The sequence below is a fragment of the Ruegeria sp. HKCCA6707 genome, assembly GCF_013033515.1.
Classification (GTDB): domain Bacteria; phylum Pseudomonadota; class Alphaproteobacteria; order Rhodobacterales; family Rhodobacteraceae; genus Ruegeria.
This window is the reverse complement of record NZ_WQEG01000001.1, coordinates 481510-496468: the sequence shown is the minus strand read 5'-3', so window position 1 is coordinate 496468 and position 14959 is coordinate 481510. Positions and strand designations below refer to the sequence as shown.

Sequence of the window (14959 nt, the reverse complement as noted above, 5' to 3'; positions counted from 1 at the left end):
ACAAGGGGGTCATACAGAATCGAGATAGCTGAGCCAATGTTCGTCTTTTGAGCGATCCGCGAAGCGGGCGATTTCCTGACGCTTGGTCAGGCAGAAATTGCGGATCAGATCAGTTGGCAAAACCCGAGCCATCAAAGGGTCCGATTCGAAGGCAGCAATGGCCTGCGGCCAATCGGCGGCCAGCTGCGGCAAGCCCTTGACCTCGTAGGCATTGCCGGAAACCGGGGGCGGCGGTTGCATATTGTCTTCGATCCCCACCAAAGCGGCGCCCAAGACGGCAGCCAGCATCAGATAGGGGTTGGTGTCCCCACCCGCAACGCGGTTTTCGATGCGACGTGCAACAGGCGCGCCACCGGGGATCCGCAGCGCAGCGGTTCTGTTATCATAGGCCCAGCTTGCCCCGGTGGGCGCATGCGCGCCCGGTACAAGCCGGTCATAAGAATTGCCGAAGGGTGCGAAGATCAATGTACTGGCGGGCATTGCCGCCAGACATCCCGCCACAGCAGCGCGAAGTAGGTCTGAACCTTGCGGGCTTCCGTCATCAAAGATGTTTTTGCCCGTCTTGTCTTTGACCGAAAAGTGTACATGCATCCCATTGCCCGCGTCGTCGCGATATGGCTTGGCCATGAAGCTTGCGGCAAACCCGTGTTTGCGCGCCAGTCCTCGGGTCAACATCTTGAAAAGCCATGTATCGTCAGCACAGCGCATCGCGTCCTGATGGTTCAGGTTGATCTCGAACTGGCCGACGCCACTTTCCGAGATTGCGGTTTGCGCCGGAATGCCCATGGCCGCGCAGCCATCATAGAGCGCGTTGAAAAACGCATCAAACGCGTCCAGTTCTGACATCGATAAAACCGCTTCGCCGGCAAGTCGCCGACCCGTTACCGGGTTGATGGGTGGGCGAGGGCGGTCACCTGACGCGTCAAGCAGTGTGAACTCAAGCTCGGTTGCCGCGACAACTGACCATCCACGCTGTGCATAGCGGTCCAGAACCGATTGCAGCGCATGGCGGGGATCTCCGGAAAACGGAGTGCCATCATCGTCAAACAGGCTCATCGGAACCAATGCGGTCGGAGTGTCCAGCCACGGCACCGGCACCGGCCCCCGTTCGGTCGGGCGCAGCACACCATCCGCGTCACCGGTTTCAAACACCAGCGGGCTATCTGCGATATCCGCCCCCCAAAGATCGACATTCAGGGCCGAGAACGGCAGGCGCACCGCGCCTTTGTCCAGTTTCTCGGCATAGCTGGACGGGACGCGTTTACCACGGGGCACGCCGTTCAGATCACAGGCGGCGACGCGAAATGTGTGCAGGGCACTCAGGTCCATGGGGGCTCCGTTCCTAGTCTGGGGTAGGTGTAATTCAGCTTGCGGCCCTTGTCACGGAATTTGATCAAATTCTTAATTCTGCAGCAAACGGTGCGAAACGTTAAAGCAATTGTGCCGCGAAGCTTGCACCATATATTGGGTGGCGATGGTTATATTCTTCTCACTCCTTCTATTGGTCGCCGGTATTCTGGCCTTTCGGTATTGGTCAAAACAATCCAAACGCGCGGCGCTGTTGGCCACAGCCTTGTCCGAGGACGAGCGTGACACGATCGAGCGGATGGTGCCGATCATCCGAAGGTTGCCCGCAGGTTTACGCAATAAGCTGGACGGCAAGGTGAACCTGTTTCGCAATCAGGTCAGCTTTTACGGATGCGATGGGTTGGAGGTGACGGAAGAGATGGAGCTGTCGATTGCCGCCCAGGCCTGTCTGCTCGTGATCAACAGCGATCTTTGGTATGACAATCTGACAACGATCCTGATCTATCCCAACGCGTTCAAATCCAAGCAGCAGCGGCATTCGGGTTATGTGGTGACCGAAAAGGAAATCATCCGCACCGGTGAAAGCTGGGATCGGGGTCCGGTTATCCTGTCCTGGGCGCATAGCAAACAGGGCGCTTTGGATGACCATGATGGGCATAATGTGGTGCTGCACGAGTTCGCGCATCAGATTGATGATCTGTCAGGCGGCACCAACGGTGTCCCGATCCTGAGCGCGGGGCAAAGCTTTGCCGAATGGGAAAAGGTCTTTCTGACCGCCTATGACGCGCATGTTCAGGCGGTGGAACATGGCCATCCCACGGTGATCGATCCATATGGCGCCGCCGGGCATGAAGAGTTTTTCGCCGTATCCGTCGAGGTGTTCTTTGAACGCCCGCGCGCGCTGAAACAGGCGGTGCCGGATGTGTACGTTCAGTTGTCCAAGCTCTTTAGGCTGAACCCCGTGGACTGGGCTTAGCGCGCCAGGTTCAGGCGAAAGCGCATTTTGCTGCGATGGGCTGCGGGCAGGTGACGGTTCAGACGTTTGTTGACCCGGCCAAAACCCCAGACGATGACAAGTGTGAGCAGGATGAAATAGAAGGCCAGGATCGGGTAGGGGATGAACGGATTGAACGTCTTGTCCGCGAAATAGCTTGCATAATACAGCGCGTCTCCCCGTTGCTGCCAGGCCGGGAAGGCCGAGAAAAAGACCAGCGTGGTCGACTGGAACACAAAGATCGCCTCATTGGTATAAGCTGGCCAGGCCAGACGCAGCATGGTGGGCCAGACAATCCTGCGAAACCGCGCCCAACCGGTCATGCCATAGGCGTCGGCGGCCTCGATATCGCCTTTGGGGATCGAGCGCAGCGCACCATAGAAGATCTCACCCGAATAGGCGGATGTGTTCAGAAACAAGACGATCAGCGCCCCCAACCAGGCCGAGGTAAAGGCGTCGAACATCGGATAGGCCTTCTTCAACGACAGGAAGAAGAAATAGGCAAAGAAGAACTGGATAAAGAGCGGCGATCCACGGAACAGGAAGATGAACCACTCGGCCGGTTTGCGCAGCCATTTGTTTGGCGAGGCTTTTCCGACCGCCAATGCGGTGGCCAGAAAGAAGCCGGTTACCATGGCCATGATCCCGAAATAGATATTCCAGATCATGCCCGAGCCGATCAGCGTAAAATGCTCGCACAGGGTGAAGTCTGTTTTGGGAAGCAGCCGTTCGCCGAAGCCGATGGACCGGAGCGCGTAGTCCTGAATGGTCTGGATGCAGCTCATGCGCGGGCTCCTTGGAAAAGAGCGCGGGTGCGCGGCAGTGGTCGCGCAGCAACTGGGCGCGGCATGCAGAAGAGGTCGCGCAACAGGCGGGTCATGCTGTGGTCTCCTTGCGCAGAAGCTCTCCGCCTGATGTGGCCTGACCGTGGGACAAGCGCCGCATCAACCTCTCGAGCCCGATTTCCGAGACGCGGGTCATGCCCAGATAGAAGATCAGCAGGAACAGGAAGTACCACATGCGCCAATCGCCATGTGGATAGTCGGTAAAGCGCGAGGTTTTGGTGCCACCCAACTCGCGCGCCCAATAGACAATGTCTTCGATCCCCAGCAAGAACAGAAGCGGCGTGGCCTTGATCAGCACCATCCAAAGGTTGCTGAGGCCGGGCAGGGCATAGACCCACATCTGTGGTACGAGGATGCGCCAGAAAGTCTGGCGGCGGGTCATGCCGTAAGCCTCGGCCGTCTCTAGCTGCGCATGGGGCACGGCGCGCATGCCACCAAACAGGACGTTGGCGGCAAATGCGCCGAAGACGATGGAAAAAGTGATTACCGCAAGCGCAAAGCCATAGGTTTCATGCACCCATTCGGGCGCGGTGCCCAATGGCAGTTTGGCCGATTGGCAGACCAGAAAATCATTGCCCTGACGGATCGGATCGGTCCACTCGGGGCACAGCACCTTGTGCCGGATCCACTCGAATCCCTGATCCAGTGCGATGACAAAAAACAGAAAGAAGGCGATGTCGGGCACACCGCGCACGACGGCGATATAGGCCTTGCCCAGCCAGCTGAGGGGCAGGAATTGTGACCGGGCCGCCATGGCGCCTGCAAAACCAAAGCTGAGCGCAACCGGAGCGGTGACCGCCAGCAGGCCCAACACTTTCAGGAAAGACAGATAAAACGACCAGTGGACGCCATTGGTCAGATAGCACGAAAACCAAAAGAATGTGCTTAGCGTTTCGGGATCAGCGCAATAGGAAAACATATGGCGTCTTTCGAGCGTCAGGTCCGGTCCGGGGCCGGGGTCGGCCCGGCACCCCGATCAGGTGCCGAGCCGTAGAGATATGGCTTAGTTGGTTACAACCGAGCCGTCGGTGCCATAGGTCGCGGTGCCTTCACCGAACCACTTGATCAACATCTCGTTCAGAGAGCCGTCAGCCTTCATCGAGGTGATGGCTTCGTCGAACTTGCCGCGCAGTTCGCCGTCACTTTCGCGCAGGCCCATGCCGACACCACCACCCAGTGGGACCGGATCGCCAACAAAGACCAGTTCGCCGCCCGATTCCTCGACCAGCGGCGCCAGATAGTCACGGTCGGCCAGAACCGCATCTGCTTCACCATTGCGCACTGCGGCAATGGTTTCTTCAGGTGTTGCGAATTCGACCAGCGTCGCGCCGGATTCGGCCACGTAACCCGCCTGGATGGTTGCGGTTTGGGCCGCAACGATACCACCGGTCACATCAACGCCTTCCGATGCGGCGACATAGGCCGAGGCTGTGGGCGGATAGTAGTTCTGGGTAAAGTCGATAACCTCGTCACGCTCGTCCGTGATCGACATGCCCGCGATAATGGTGTCGTAGTTGCCCGATACCAGGTTCGGAATGATCGAATCCCAGTCGTTCTTGACCCATTCGCATTCCAGTCCGGCGCGTTTGCACAGCTCATCACCCACTTCACGCTCGAACCCGTCGATCTCGCCAGCGTCGTTGATGAAGTTATACGGAGGGTAGGCACCCTCGGTGCCCATGCGCACGGTGTCGGCCATGGCGATGCCCGCAGTCAGCGCGAGTGCCGCGGTGGTCAGAATCAGGTTTTTCATGAGTTACTCCCCTTTTTTGGTTCTGATTTTGATTAAGCCGCCTGAGTGGCGGAAAGAAAACCCTGAAGCCTTTCGGATTCAGGGGCAGTGAAAATGTCTTCGGGCAGGCCTTCTTCCTCGATCAGACCCTGGTGCAGGAACACCACGTGGCTTGAAATATCGGCGGCCATTTTCATGTCATGGGTCACGATAATCATGGTGCGCCCCTCGGCAGCCAGATCCTTGATCACGCGGATCACTTCCTGTTCCAGTTCGGGGTCGAGGGCCGAGGTCGGCTCATCGAACAACAAGGCCTCGGGCTCCATGCACAGGCCGCGCGCGATGGCGGCGCGCTGTTGCTGACCACCGGACAATTGTGCTGGATAGACATCGCACTTGTCGCCGATACCGACTTTTTCCAGATACTTCCGCGCGCTGTCCTCAACCTCGGCCTTGTCGCGGCCCAGAACGGTGATCGGAGCCTCCATGACGTTTTGCAGGATGGTCATATGGGCCCACAGGTTGAATTGCTGAAACACCATCGACAGGTTGGTTCGAATGCGCATCACCTGCTTGGCATCTGCCGGACGGCGACTATGCCCGCTGCCAGCCCACTGAACCGGTTCACCTTTGAACAGAATTTCGCCCTGCTGGCTGTCTTCCAGCAAGTTGCAGCACCGTAGCAGCGTGGACTTGCCCGATCCTGAAGATCCAATCAGCGAAACGACGTCGCCGCGATGGGCCGTAATATCCACTCCCTTGAGCACTTCGAGATTGCCGAAGCTTTTGTGCAGGTTCTTGATCTCGATGACGGGCGTGGAGTCTGTCACGGGCGGTCCTGTTGTTGTGAACGGTTTTGATGCGCTACTTGGACTGAAAAAAGCCACCAATGCAATGAGCAAAACACAGAATCCGGGGCGGATACTGCCAAATTGACCAAAGGGAATTGCCGAAATGGTCAGCTCTTGTGCAAAAGCGCCTGCGGTGATGGCGGTGTCGGAACGCGCAAATAGTGCTCGGCCGGAATGTCCACCAGTCCCCGGAGGTGCAGCGCTGAGCGGTCCTGCGGTGCAAGGTCTGAAACCGCTTTGCCAAGGGCAGAGTTGAGCTGCGCAGCGTCCCGTGTATTCGAAGTAATGTAGGGCAGTGCAGGGGTTGGTGTGGTAAGCTCTACCTCGCGCAGAACTTCCCCCAAATCCGTGTGTTCGCGCAGCAGCAACCAGGTCAGAAGGTCAAGCGACGCCAGATCCGCTTGACCGCTGGCAACAGACTGCGCCGAAGCCGCGTGTGCGCCTGTTTGCAATAACGTGTCGGGGCTCAGACCCAGTTCAGATAAATGCGTGATTGGTGCGGACCAGCCAGATTGTGACAACGGCTCGTTATAGGCAAAACACTCGCGAACCAGTTCGGACAGAGGCCTGTTGTCCTTCGCACGCGCCACAAAAATCGAACGGTAATAGCCGGGCGGGCATCCGGGCAGGCCATAGTCCGGCGTACCCACGAGCTGAACTGTATCATGCAGCTTCGTGCGATAGGGCATTCCACAAGTTTGTGCAAAGACCAGATCCGGGTCCTGCCAGATCTCCCAAAAATCGCGATCCCGGGTCAGCCTTGGCGCGCCAAACCCAAGATGATCACGAATCAAGGTCCAAAACCGATCATTGGCGGGCTGGAGGGCGGGCATGTCATACATGCCCAGCATTGCCGTCACGCTTGGGCAGCCTTCTGTCGGGCCCGCGCGGAATCCACGTCGCTGACGCCCAGCAGGCTGACCACAAGCCGCAGCAGCGAATCCTCTTCTCCGCTGCGTTGGCCATCGGCCAGCGCTACCGACCACATGGCCTGCACTACGGATAGGCGGTCATCATAGGCAACCGCCTCTTTGATAGCGCGTGTAAAGCGGACCGTGTCGGGAGCTTCGGCCTCCAGGTCTTCGGCGCGGGCGCGCAAGGCGGCAGCCTCGAACGGGGACAGCCCGTAACGTTCAGCCGAAATCCGATCGATCCGAGCCATTTCGGTGTCGGCATAATCATTGTCCGACCGGGCAATGCGCACCAGCAAGGCCGTAAGGGCCAGGCGGGCATCGTCGTCAGCCAGCGGATCGGGTTCGGGCTGTGTCAGCCGGGACAGAAGATCTTTGAACATGGGTTTGATATAGTCCCGACCTATAAGGCTTCCAAGCGGCTTTGTACCCGCGCGCGCGCTGCCTGACTGTCGTTAAAGCTCAGGCCCATGGCCGCGCGGGCCTCTTCCACGATCTTGATCTCACCTTCGTCTGATACGCCGTCGGCCAGCACCACTTCCCACAGCGCTTCCATTGCGGCCAGACGTTCGGCCTCGCCCGTTGTTTCGCGGATCAACTTGCCGAACGTATCGGTTTCGGGTGCTGCGGCATGAAGCTTTTCGCAGGTGGCGCGCACTTTTGCGGCCTCTATCGCGTTATGCTGGTAAAGACGCGCCAGTATGCGGTCGATCAGGCTGATCTCTTCAAGTTTATAATCCCGATCCGCCTGTGCCACGCGCACCATCAACGCCCCAAGCGCCAGTTCGGCATCGGGATCAGGCAGCATGTCATGCTGTGGCGGTCGAAACGCCTGAAAGAGCTTTTTCAACATGGGCATAGTTTATTCGATATTTTGATAAGCGCCAAGTTCCCGCTATCCGTCATAGCCTTGGATGATCACAAGATCGCCGGTCGAGATCGGGTCGCGCAGGGCCTTGGCCTTTTGATATCCCTCGCTTTGATAGCAGGCCAGCGCCTGTTCATAGCTGTCGAACTCGATGACAACTGTCCGCGCGCGGGCGGTGCCTTCTGCAATTGTTCTATCACCGGCGCGGACCAGAAATTTCCCACCATATTCTGCAAATGGCGCAGCATTGGCAGCGATGTAGTTTTTATAGACGTCCATGTCGTCGATATCGACATGTGCAACCCAATACCCTTTGGCCAAGGTGCAATCCTCCTGAGGTTGAGGCCGCAGGGTGCGAGGATCAGATCGAAATTGCAATGGCGGATTGATCAACCGGCGGATTGCAGCGCTGTTTCGGCCTTGGCTTTCAGCCATCCCAACATCTCGCGATAGGGCACAGGGCCATAGCTGATCCGGGCGACGCCCAGTTTTGCCAGTGTCACATTATCCGGTGTACCGGGCAGAGCAATGACATTGACCGGCAGCTCTGTGGCGTCACACAGCTTGCCAATCATTACCTTATCCCGCAGACCGGGTGCGAAAAAGCCGCTGGCACCTGCATCCGCATAGGCCTGGGCCCGCAGGATGGCATCAGTCAGCATCGCCTCATCATGGGTATCGGGATGCGCTTTGAGGAAAATATCAGTCCGCGCGTTGATAAAGGCCGGAACGCCTGTAGCGTCACAGGTTTCGCGCAGCGCAGCGACACGGGCGGCTTGAATCTCTGTCTCGTAAAGCTCTTTCGTTCCAACGATCTGATCTTCAAAGTTAAAGCCCACTACACCCGTGGCCAGTGCTTTTTTGGCGTTCAGTGCGATGTCTGAGGGAACTTCGGCATAGCCGCCCTCGAAATCCAGTGTCACGGGCAGATCGACCGCCTCGACAATCCGGCGCACATTGTCCAGTGCAAAGTCCAAGGGCAGGTTTTGACCGTCCGAAAATCCTTGGGCCATCGCAACTGGTGCGCTGCCCGTCGCGATGGCCTTGGCACCTGCGTCGCGCACGGCTCCGGCGCTGCCTGAATCCCAGATGTTGTACAGGATTACAGGATCACCTTTCTGATGGAGCGCGGCGAATGCCTCGGCGCGTTGAACTTGGTCAGTCATGAGATCGTTCCTTCAAAAATCGCCGTTGGATCACTGTAAGACGCAGCATATGCGTTGGCCTGCCTATTCGCTGCTCGCGCTGCCCGAAACGTAACGCGCGCTGAAAGTCGCCTCTCCCAGCCGTTTCAGCAATGAAAGCTCGGTCTCTAGCCAGGATTTATGGCCTTCCTCTTCCAGCAAGATCCGCTCGAACAGGGTGCGCGATCCCACATCGCCCACTTCAGCAGCCTGTGCCGCCGCTTGGGTATAGAAATCAACGGCTTCCGTCTCGTCCTTGAGGTCCGAAGAGAACATCTGCTCAAGGCTTTCAGCCGCTGCGGGGCTTTTCTGAAGTTCAAGCTGCGGGGTGCCGCCCAGAAACAGGATGCGCTCGATAAAGACGTCCGAATGCCCCATCTCTTCTTGCATTTCACCGCGCATCTTCTCGGCCAGAATATCAAGGCCCCAATCATCCAGCACATGCGCATGCAACTGATACTGATGGGCCGCCGTCATCTCCATCCGAAGCGCTTGTTGAAGATTGGTGATCGTTGTCGCGTTGCTCATCTGAACACTCCCAAGTCTCTGATCCAAGCCTGACCAGCCCAAAGGGGCAGGTCTGCTTGTTCAAAGACTTAGGGGGTCGCATCGGTCAAAGCAATGCGCTTGCGCAAACAGAGTACGATCAGACCAGGCGCGAGCTGTCTTTCGCTGCCCGCACAAAGTCGCGAAACAGCGGATGGGGATCAAACGGCTTGGATTTCAGTTCAGGGTGATATTGCACCCCGATGAACCAAGGGTGATCCGACCACTCGACGATTTCTGGCAGGCGACCATCGGGCGACATGCCCGAGAAGTTCAAACCGGCTTTTTCCAACTTGTCGCGGTATTTGATGTCCACCTCATACCGGTGGCGGTGCCGTTCCTCGATCTGGGTGTTGCCATAGACATCCGCCACTTTGGAGCCCTCGGCCAGAACCGCGTTATAGGCGCCCAGCCGCATGGTACCGCCCTTGTCGTCACCCACTTTGCGCTCGACCTTGTGGTTGCCCTGAACCCATTCTTTCAGGTGGTAAACTACTGGTTCGAAACGCTTTTTCCCGGCCTCATGGTCAAATTCCTCTGATCCGGCCTCCGTTATGCCCGCCGCATTGCGCGCAGCTTCGATCACCGCCATCTGCATGCCCAGACAGATGCCCAGATAGGGCACTTTATGCTCGCGCGCATATTGCGCTGCCTTGATCTTGCCTTCCGTGCCACGCTCGCCAAAACCGCCGGGGACGAGGATGGCGTGATAGCCTTCCAGATGAGGTGCGGCGTCTTCGGTGTCAAAGATTTCGGCATCGACCCATTCGACTTTGACCTTGACCCGATTGGCCATGCCGCCATGGGTCAGCGCTTCGGCAATCGACTTATAGGCGTCTTCCAACTGCGTGTATTTACCCACAATCGCGACTTTCACCTCGCCTTCGGCATTGTGGATGCGGTCACTCACGTCTTCCCACTTGGCCAGATCGGGCTTGGGGGCCGGGCTGATCTGGAACGCGTCCAGAACTGCCTGATCCAGCCCTTCGCGGTGATAGGCCAGTGGGGCGTCATAGATTGTCGAAAGATCCTGCGCGGCGATCACGCTGTCGGGGCGCACGTTACAGAAGAGGGCCAGCTTTTCGCGTTCCTTGGTTGGGATCGGCCCCTCGGATCGGCAAACCAGAATATCCGGTGCCAAACCGATTGAGCGCAGCTCTTTCACCGAGTGCTGGGTGGGCTTGGTTTTCAACTCGCCCGAAGCCTTGATGTAAGGCAGCAGGGTCAGATGCATAAAGATGCACTGCCCGCGCGGCTTGTCCTGGCTGAACTGGCGGATGGCTTCGAAAAAGGGCAGGCCCTCGATATCGCCCACGGTGCCACCGATTTCACACAGCATGAAATCAACCTCATCCTCGCCGATGGCGATGAAATCTTTGATCTCATTGGTGACATGCGGGATCACCTGAATGGTCTTGCCCAGATAGTCGCCGCGGCGCTCTTTCTCGAGCACATTCGAATAGATCCGCCCGGAACTGACCGAGTCGGTCTTGCGCGCGGCCACGCCGGTGAAACGTTCGTAGTGACCCAGATCCAGATCCGTCTCGGCCCCGTCATCGGTGACGAATACTTCGCCATGCTCAAAGGGCGACATGGTGCCGGGATCGACGTTCAGGTAGGGGTCAAGCTTGCGCAGGCGTACGGAATATCCCCGGGCCTGCAACAAAGCGCCCAAAGCCGCCGAAGCCAGCCCTTTTCCCAAGGATGAAACCACACCACCGGTGATGAAAATAAAACGCGCCATGTTGTTCGGCTAGCTCCCGTGAGACGTCAAAATCAGCTGCCCGGCGGTTCAAGAAAAACCGCTGCATCACGGGACTTCACGTATAAAGGATTCGCGCCCATAGCGCAAGAGAACCGCAAGATGCTGTTGCAGTTCTCTGTCGAGTTTCTAGGTTTAGTGGCTTAGTCGGCCTGAGGGATCAGTGGCGCATTGTCGCCCGACGCCGGTGGCAGCAGGTCATCCGCCGACGGAACCGCAGGTGTGCTGTCTTCGGCCGAAGCCGGTGCCGGAACGCCCAAACGGTCAATAACCGAGCCGCTGGAAGATTTTTGCGCTGCCAGAATGGTCAGCGTGATCGACGTGACGATAAAGCAGGCCGCCAGGATCCAGGTCACCTTACCCAATGCCGTTGCCGCAGCGCGACCTGTCATGGCACCGCCACCGCCGCCTCCGCCCATGCCAAGACCACCGCCCTCGGACCGCTGCATCAGCACGACGGCGATCAGGCCCAAAGCCAAGAGAAGGTGGATGATAAGAACGACGTTTTCCATAGTGGTCCTGTACAGCGTGGCGTGTATCGCGTGGTACTTATGCAAGTTTGCCATCGGGGGCAAGTCACGACTTCGCATCATTTGCGTTGATGTATCATATCACAGCAAAGGGACTGGACAGAGCGATTCATCCGGCGCAGGTTGCGGCCATGCCACATGACAGTCACGACCACCCGCACGCCCTGTTGCCGCCTGAGCCCGCTTTGCGCGTCAAAGCGCTTGAGACGATCCTGACCCGCAAAGGGCTGATCGATCCGGCTGCACTGGACGAAATCATCGATACCTATCAGAACAAGATTGGGCCCCAGAACGGTGCCCGTGTTGTTGCCAAAGCTTGGACCGACCCAGACTTCAAGGCCGCGCTGCTGGAAGATGCCACACCAGTGGTGGCCGATCTGGGCTATTACGGGCGTCAGGGCGAGCATATGGTGGTGGTCGAAAACACGCCCGAACAGCACAACATGGTCGTCTGTACCCTGTGCAGCTGCTATCCTTGGCCTCTGCTTGGCATCCCACCGGGTTGGTACAAATCCGACGCCTACCGAGCCCGTGCGGTGCGCGAGCCGCGCAAGGTTCTGGCCGAGTTTGGCGTCAGCCTGCCCGAAACCTCATCAGTGCGCGTATGGGATTCAACCGCTGAAGTGCGCTATCTCGTCTTGCCCATGCGCCCGGAGGGCACAGAGGCGCTGGACGAAGAGGCGCTATCCGCTCTGGTCACGCGCGACAGCATGATCGGCACCGGCTTGCCCAAGGTGCCGGCATGACTCGGGTGCATGACATGGGTGGACGCTTCGGTGACGGGCCGATCAACCTCGAACCCGAATACGCGCCTGTATTTGCCGAAGACTGGCATGGCCGGGCGCTGGCTGTCACTCTGGCGGCAGGGTTCCTGGGGCAATGGAATATTGATGTATCGCGCCACGCGCGCGAATGTCTTTCCCCCAAGGACTACACGCGCTTTTCATACTATGAGAAATGGCTTGCTGGTCTGGCCGGCCTGTTGGTCGATCGTGGCGTTCTGACCTTGGATGATTTAACGGGGGCGGGTGAGTATGGCCCGCACCCGCTGGCGGACAAAATGTTGCGAGCCGAAGCTGTGGCCACTGCACTGGCCAAAGGCGGGCCCGCAGATCGCCCCTCGAATATCGCGCAGCGTTTTACGATTGGGCAAGAGGTTGTCACCGCGCGCCCTGCTGGCAATCGGCTGGTCGACGGTGGCCATACACGCTTGCCGATCTACGCAGCAGGTGCCAAGGGACGCATTCTGCGCGTGCACGGATCCCATGTGCTGCCGGATTCCAGCGCTCATGATCTGGGCGAAGCACCCGAACCGCTCTATGCGGTGGCCTTCGCAGCCTCGGAGCTTTGGGTAAACCCAGAACATCCCAAAGACGAGGTCGTCTTGGATCTGTGGCAAAGCTATCTGGAGCCCGCATGAGCGATTGCGCCGAAATAGCCGCGCCGGAACCGGTATTTGCCGAACCCTGGCACGCTCAGGTCTTTGCGGTGACTGTTGCGTTGAACGAGGCAGGGCGGTTCGCCTGGCCCGAATGGGCCGCGCGGTTTTCCGAGACGCTCAAGCGAAATGGGCTGAGCCGCGACCTGGACGGCGGCGATGACTATTTTCACGCCTGGCTTGAGACGCTCGAGGTGTTTCTGGCGGAACAGGGCGCGGCGCTGCCCGGTGACGTTGCCGATGTACAGTCGGCCTGGGAAGATGCCTACCTGACCACACCACATGGACAACCGGTGCGATTGCCTCAGCGCAGGTAAGGGCAATTTGCCTCTGCGCCATTTCAGGGCTGCGGCGAAATATCGGTTTCCCTGTTCACAGAGCCTCGTTATACGAGCCGAGTTTGAGTCCTCAGAGTGAAAAGGATCGGGTATGGCCAACGTGGTTGTTGTCGGCGCCCAATGGGGTGACGAAGGAAAAGGCAAGATCGTCGACTGGCTCAGCGAGCGGGCGGATGTGATTGCGCGTTTTCAGGGCGGTCACAATGCCGGGCACACTCTGGTCATCGATAAGGAGGTCTACAAGCTGCACGCGCTGCCCTCGGGCGTGGTGCGCGGTGGCAAGCTGAGCGTGATCGGCAATGGCGTTGTTCTGGACCCGTGGCATCTGATCAAAGAGATTGGAACGATCCGCGCGCAGGGCGTCGAGATCACGCCCGAGACGCTGATGATCGCGGAAAACACACCGTTGATCCTGCCAATTCACGGCGAGTTGGACCGGGCGCGCGAAGAGGCGGCCAGCAAGGGCACCAAGATCGGGACCACCGGTCGCGGGATTGGTCCGGCTTATGAAGACAAGGTGGGGCGCCGCTCGGTTCGGGTGGCCGATCTTGCGGATGAAGCCACGCTGGAGGCGCGGGTGGACCGCGCTTTGCAACATCACGACCCGCTGCGCAAAGGTTTGGGGATTGATCCGGTGGATCGCGACGCACTGATCGCCCAGCTCAAAGAGATTGCGGCCGAGATTTTGCCCTTTGCGGCACCAGTGTGGAAAGTGCTGAACGAAAAGCGCAAGGCCGGAAAACGTATTCTGTTCGAAGGGGCGCAGGGCGCGCTTTTGGACATCGACTTTGGCACTTATCCCTTTGTCACCTCGTCCAATGTGATTGCGGGTCAGGCGGCCACCGGCGTGGGGATCGGCCCGGGCTCGATTGATTTCGTTCTTGGCATTGTGAAAGCCTATACCACGCGCGTGGGCGAGGGGCCGTTTCCGACCGAGCTGGAAGATGCTGACGGGCAGCGCCTGGGCGAACGAGGCCATGAGTTTGGCACCACCACCGGGCGCAAGCGCCGCTGCGGCTGGTTTGACGCCTGCCTTGTGCGCCAGACCTGCGCCACCAGCGGGGTCAACGGGATATCTCTGACCAAGCTGGACGTGCTTGACGGGTTTGATACGCTGAAGATCTGTACCGGGTACATGCTGGACGGCGCGCGGCTGGATTACCTTCCCACCGCGGCAGATCAGCAAGCGCGCTGCACGCCGATCTATGAAGAAATGCCGGGGTGGAGCGAATCCACCGAGGGCGCGCGCAGCTGGGCCGATTTGCCAGCGAACGCGATCAAATATGTGCGCAGGGTCGAAGAGCTGATCGAATGCCCGGTGGCGCTGTTGTCCACCAGCCCGGAGCGGGATGACACCATTCTGGTGACCGACCCGTTTGCAGATTGATGGCGGATCAGCAGAAACCCGGCCTCAGCTACAAAGCCAGGCGGCGCTGGTCGCTGGTTTTGCTGCTCGTCGGCTTGCCGCTTTACATTGTCGCGGTGGTTACCGTGGTGAATTGGCTTGATCGTCCACCGATCTGGTTGGAGTTTGTCGTCTATGTGGTCTTGGGTGTGCTCTGGGCCTTGCCGTTCAAATTCGTCTTTCGCGGTGTCGGCAAGGAAGACCCTGATCACGACCAATAGTTCGGTTGCCTCTCGAAGGACGATCA

General features: G+C 58.7%; 19 protein-coding genes. 6 read left to right on the top strand and 13 right to left on the bottom strand.

All coding sequences use genetic code 11. From position 1 onward, the window contains the following. Positions 1-9: 9 nt before the first annotated feature. The gene (locus GOW40_RS02435; protein WP_171128866.1) at positions 10-1329 is read right to left on the bottom strand and encodes a glutamine synthetase family protein; all 1320 of its coding nucleotides are present in this window, start codon (positions 1327-1329) and stop codon (positions 10-12) included. Positions 1330-1474: 145 nt separating this feature from the next. Here GOW40_RS02435 and GOW40_RS02430 point away from each other — a divergent pair, with 145 nt between their 5' ends. Beyond that, entirely contained in the window at positions 1475-2284 is an 810-nt protein-coding gene (locus GOW40_RS02430; protein WP_171128868.1) for a zinc-dependent peptidase, read from the top strand. Here GOW40_RS02430 and GOW40_RS02425 read toward each other — a convergent pair. From GOW40_RS02425 to secG, 12 genes are all read right to left on the bottom strand, one after another. After that, entirely contained in the window at positions 2281-3087 is an 807-nt protein-coding gene (locus tag GOW40_RS02425) for an ABC transporter permease (RefSeq protein ID WP_171128870.1), read from the bottom strand. The two genes, GOW40_RS02430 and GOW40_RS02425, sit on opposite strands and share 4 nt — an antisense overlap. Before the next feature lie 91 nt (positions 3088-3178). Beyond that, positions 3179-4066 (bottom strand): ABC transporter permease, encoded by an 888-nt coding sequence (locus tag GOW40_RS02420; protein WP_171098289.1) that lies wholly within the window; start codon positions 4064-4066, stop codon positions 3179-3181. Positions 4067-4150: 84 nt separating this feature from the next. Continuing rightward, the gene (locus tag GOW40_RS02415) at positions 4151-4900 is read right to left on the bottom strand and encodes a transporter substrate-binding domain-containing protein (RefSeq protein ID WP_171098291.1); all 750 of its coding nucleotides are present in this window, start codon (positions 4898-4900) and stop codon (positions 4151-4153) included. Positions 4901-4932: 32 nt separating this feature from the next. After that, the gene (locus GOW40_RS02410) at positions 4933-5709 is read right to left on the bottom strand and encodes an amino acid ABC transporter ATP-binding protein (protein WP_171128872.1); all 777 of its coding nucleotides are present in this window, start codon (positions 5707-5709) and stop codon (positions 4933-4935) included. A gap of 128 nt (positions 5710-5837) precedes the next feature. Next, positions 5838-6581 carry a phosphate/phosphite/phosphonate ABC transporter substrate-binding protein gene (locus tag GOW40_RS02405; RefSeq protein ID WP_171130454.1) on the bottom strand — a complete coding sequence of 248 codons (744 nt, stop codon included), beginning with the start codon at positions 6579-6581 and terminating at the stop codon, positions 5838-5840. 5 nt (positions 6582-6586) lie between these two features. Further along, on the bottom strand, positions 6587-7024 hold the full coding sequence (locus GOW40_RS02400; protein ID WP_171128874.1) for a TerB family tellurite resistance protein: 438 nt from the start codon (positions 7022-7024) through the stop codon (positions 6587-6589). A 20-nt stretch (positions 7025-7044) separates the two neighbouring features. Then, the gene (locus GOW40_RS02395) at positions 7045-7494 is read right to left on the bottom strand and encodes a TerB family tellurite resistance protein (protein WP_171099235.1); all 450 of its coding nucleotides are present in this window, start codon (positions 7492-7494) and stop codon (positions 7045-7047) included. Positions 7495-7536: 42 nt separating this feature from the next. Further along, complete coding sequence (locus tag GOW40_RS02390; protein WP_171128877.1) at positions 7537-7830, bottom strand: DUF1330 domain-containing protein; 294 nt, start codon at positions 7828-7830, stop codon at positions 7537-7539. Between the two features lie 68 nt (positions 7831-7898). Then, on the bottom strand, positions 7899-8675 hold the full coding sequence (locus tag GOW40_RS02385) for an isocitrate lyase/phosphoenolpyruvate mutase family protein (RefSeq protein ID WP_171128879.1): 777 nt from the start codon (positions 8673-8675) through the stop codon (positions 7899-7901). Positions 8676-8738: 63 nt separating this feature from the next. Beyond that, positions 8739-9221, bottom strand: a complete 483-nt coding sequence (locus tag GOW40_RS02380; protein WP_171128881.1) for a bacterioferritin — start codon at positions 9219-9221, stop codon at positions 8739-8741. 118 nt (positions 9222-9339) lie between these two features. After that, the gene (locus tag GOW40_RS02375; RefSeq protein ID WP_171098302.1) at positions 9340-10983 is read right to left on the bottom strand and encodes a CTP synthase; all 1644 of its coding nucleotides are present in this window, start codon (positions 10981-10983) and stop codon (positions 9340-9342) included. 161 nt (positions 10984-11144) lie between these two features. Beyond that, positions 11145-11513 (bottom strand): preprotein translocase subunit SecG, encoded by a 369-nt coding sequence (gene secG / locus GOW40_RS02370; protein ID WP_171098304.1) that lies wholly within the window; start codon positions 11511-11513, stop codon positions 11145-11147. 149 nt (positions 11514-11662) lie between these two features. Here secG and nthA point away from each other — a divergent pair, with 149 nt between their 5' ends. The 5 genes from nthA to GOW40_RS02345 all read left to right on the top strand — a co-directional run bounded on the left by nthA (position 11663) and on the right by GOW40_RS02345 (position 14933). After that, positions 11663-12277, top strand: coding sequence for a nitrile hydratase subunit alpha (gene nthA / locus GOW40_RS02365; protein WP_171099237.1), 615 nt, complete (start codon positions 11663-11665; stop codon positions 12275-12277). Further along, a complete protein-coding gene (nthB, locus tag GOW40_RS02360; protein WP_171128883.1) occupies positions 12274-12951 on the top strand; it encodes a nitrile hydratase subunit beta in 678 nt (225 codons plus the stop codon). The genes nthA and nthB overlap by 4 nt, the downstream gene beginning before the upstream one ends. After that, complete coding sequence (locus GOW40_RS02355; protein ID WP_171128885.1) at positions 12948-13286, top strand: nitrile hydratase accessory protein; 339 nt, start codon at positions 12948-12950, stop codon at positions 13284-13286. The genes nthB and GOW40_RS02355 overlap by 4 nt, the downstream gene beginning before the upstream one ends. Positions 13287-13398: 112 nt before the next feature. After that, positions 13399-14694, top strand: a complete 1296-nt coding sequence (locus GOW40_RS02350; RefSeq protein ID WP_171098310.1) for an adenylosuccinate synthase — start codon at positions 13399-13401, stop codon at positions 14692-14694. After that, complete coding sequence (locus tag GOW40_RS02345) at positions 14694-14933, top strand: DUF2842 domain-containing protein (protein ID WP_171098311.1); 240 nt, start codon at positions 14694-14696, stop codon at positions 14931-14933. Before GOW40_RS02350 ends, GOW40_RS02345 begins: the two co-directional genes overlap by 1 nt. Positions 14934-14959: the final 26 nt, after the last annotated feature.

Coding starts and splice junctions, on each gene's coding strand:
- GOW40_RS02435 (WP_171128866.1), bottom strand. CDS start 1,329: ATGGACCTGAGTGCCCTGCACACATTTCGCGTCGCCGCCTGTGATCTG.
- GOW40_RS02430 (WP_171128868.1), top strand. CDS start 1,475: ATGGTTATATTCTTCTCACTCCTTCTATTGGTCGCCGGTATTCTGGCC.
- GOW40_RS02425 (WP_171128870.1), bottom strand. CDS start 3,087: ATGAGCTGCATCCAGACCATTCAGGACTACGCGCTCCGGTCCATCGGC.
- GOW40_RS02420 (WP_171098289.1), bottom strand. CDS start 4,066: ATGTTTTCCTATTGCGCTGATCCCGAAACGCTAAGCACATTCTTTTGG.
- GOW40_RS02415 (WP_171098291.1), bottom strand. CDS start 4,900: ATGAAAAACCTGATTCTGACCACCGCGGCACTCGCGCTGACTGCGGGC.
- GOW40_RS02405 (WP_171130454.1), bottom strand. CDS start 6,581: ATGCTGGGCATGTATGACATGCCCGCCCTCCAGCCCGCCAATGATCGG.
- GOW40_RS02400 (WP_171128874.1), bottom strand. CDS start 7,024: ATGTTCAAAGATCTTCTGTCCCGGCTGACACAGCCCGAACCCGATCCG.
- GOW40_RS02395 (WP_171099235.1), bottom strand. CDS start 7,494: ATGTTGAAAAAGCTCTTTCAGGCGTTTCGACCGCCACAGCATGACATG.
- GOW40_RS02385 (WP_171128879.1), bottom strand. CDS start 8,675: ATGACTGACCAAGTTCAACGCGCCGAGGCATTCGCCGCGCTCCATCAG.
- GOW40_RS02380 (WP_171128881.1), bottom strand. CDS start 9,221: ATGAGCAACGCGACAACGATCACCAATCTTCAACAAGCGCTTCGGATG.
- GOW40_RS02375 (WP_171098302.1), bottom strand. CDS start 10,983: ATGGCGCGTTTTATTTTCATCACCGGTGGTGTGGTTTCATCCTTGGGA.
- secG (WP_171098304.1), bottom strand. CDS start 11,513: ATGGAAAACGTCGTTCTTATCATCCACCTTCTCTTGGCTTTGGGCCTG.
- nthA (WP_171099237.1), top strand. CDS start 11,663: ATGCCACATGACAGTCACGACCACCCGCACGCCCTGTTGCCGCCTGAG.
- nthB (WP_171128883.1), top strand. CDS start 12,274: ATGACTCGGGTGCATGACATGGGTGGACGCTTCGGTGACGGGCCGATC.
- GOW40_RS02355 (WP_171128885.1), top strand. CDS start 12,948: ATGAGCGATTGCGCCGAAATAGCCGCGCCGGAACCGGTATTTGCCGAA.
- GOW40_RS02350 (WP_171098310.1), top strand. CDS start 13,399: ATGGCCAACGTGGTTGTTGTCGGCGCCCAATGGGGTGACGAAGGAAAA.
- GOW40_RS02345 (WP_171098311.1), top strand. CDS start 14,694: ATGGCGGATCAGCAGAAACCCGGCCTCAGCTACAAAGCCAGGCGGCGC.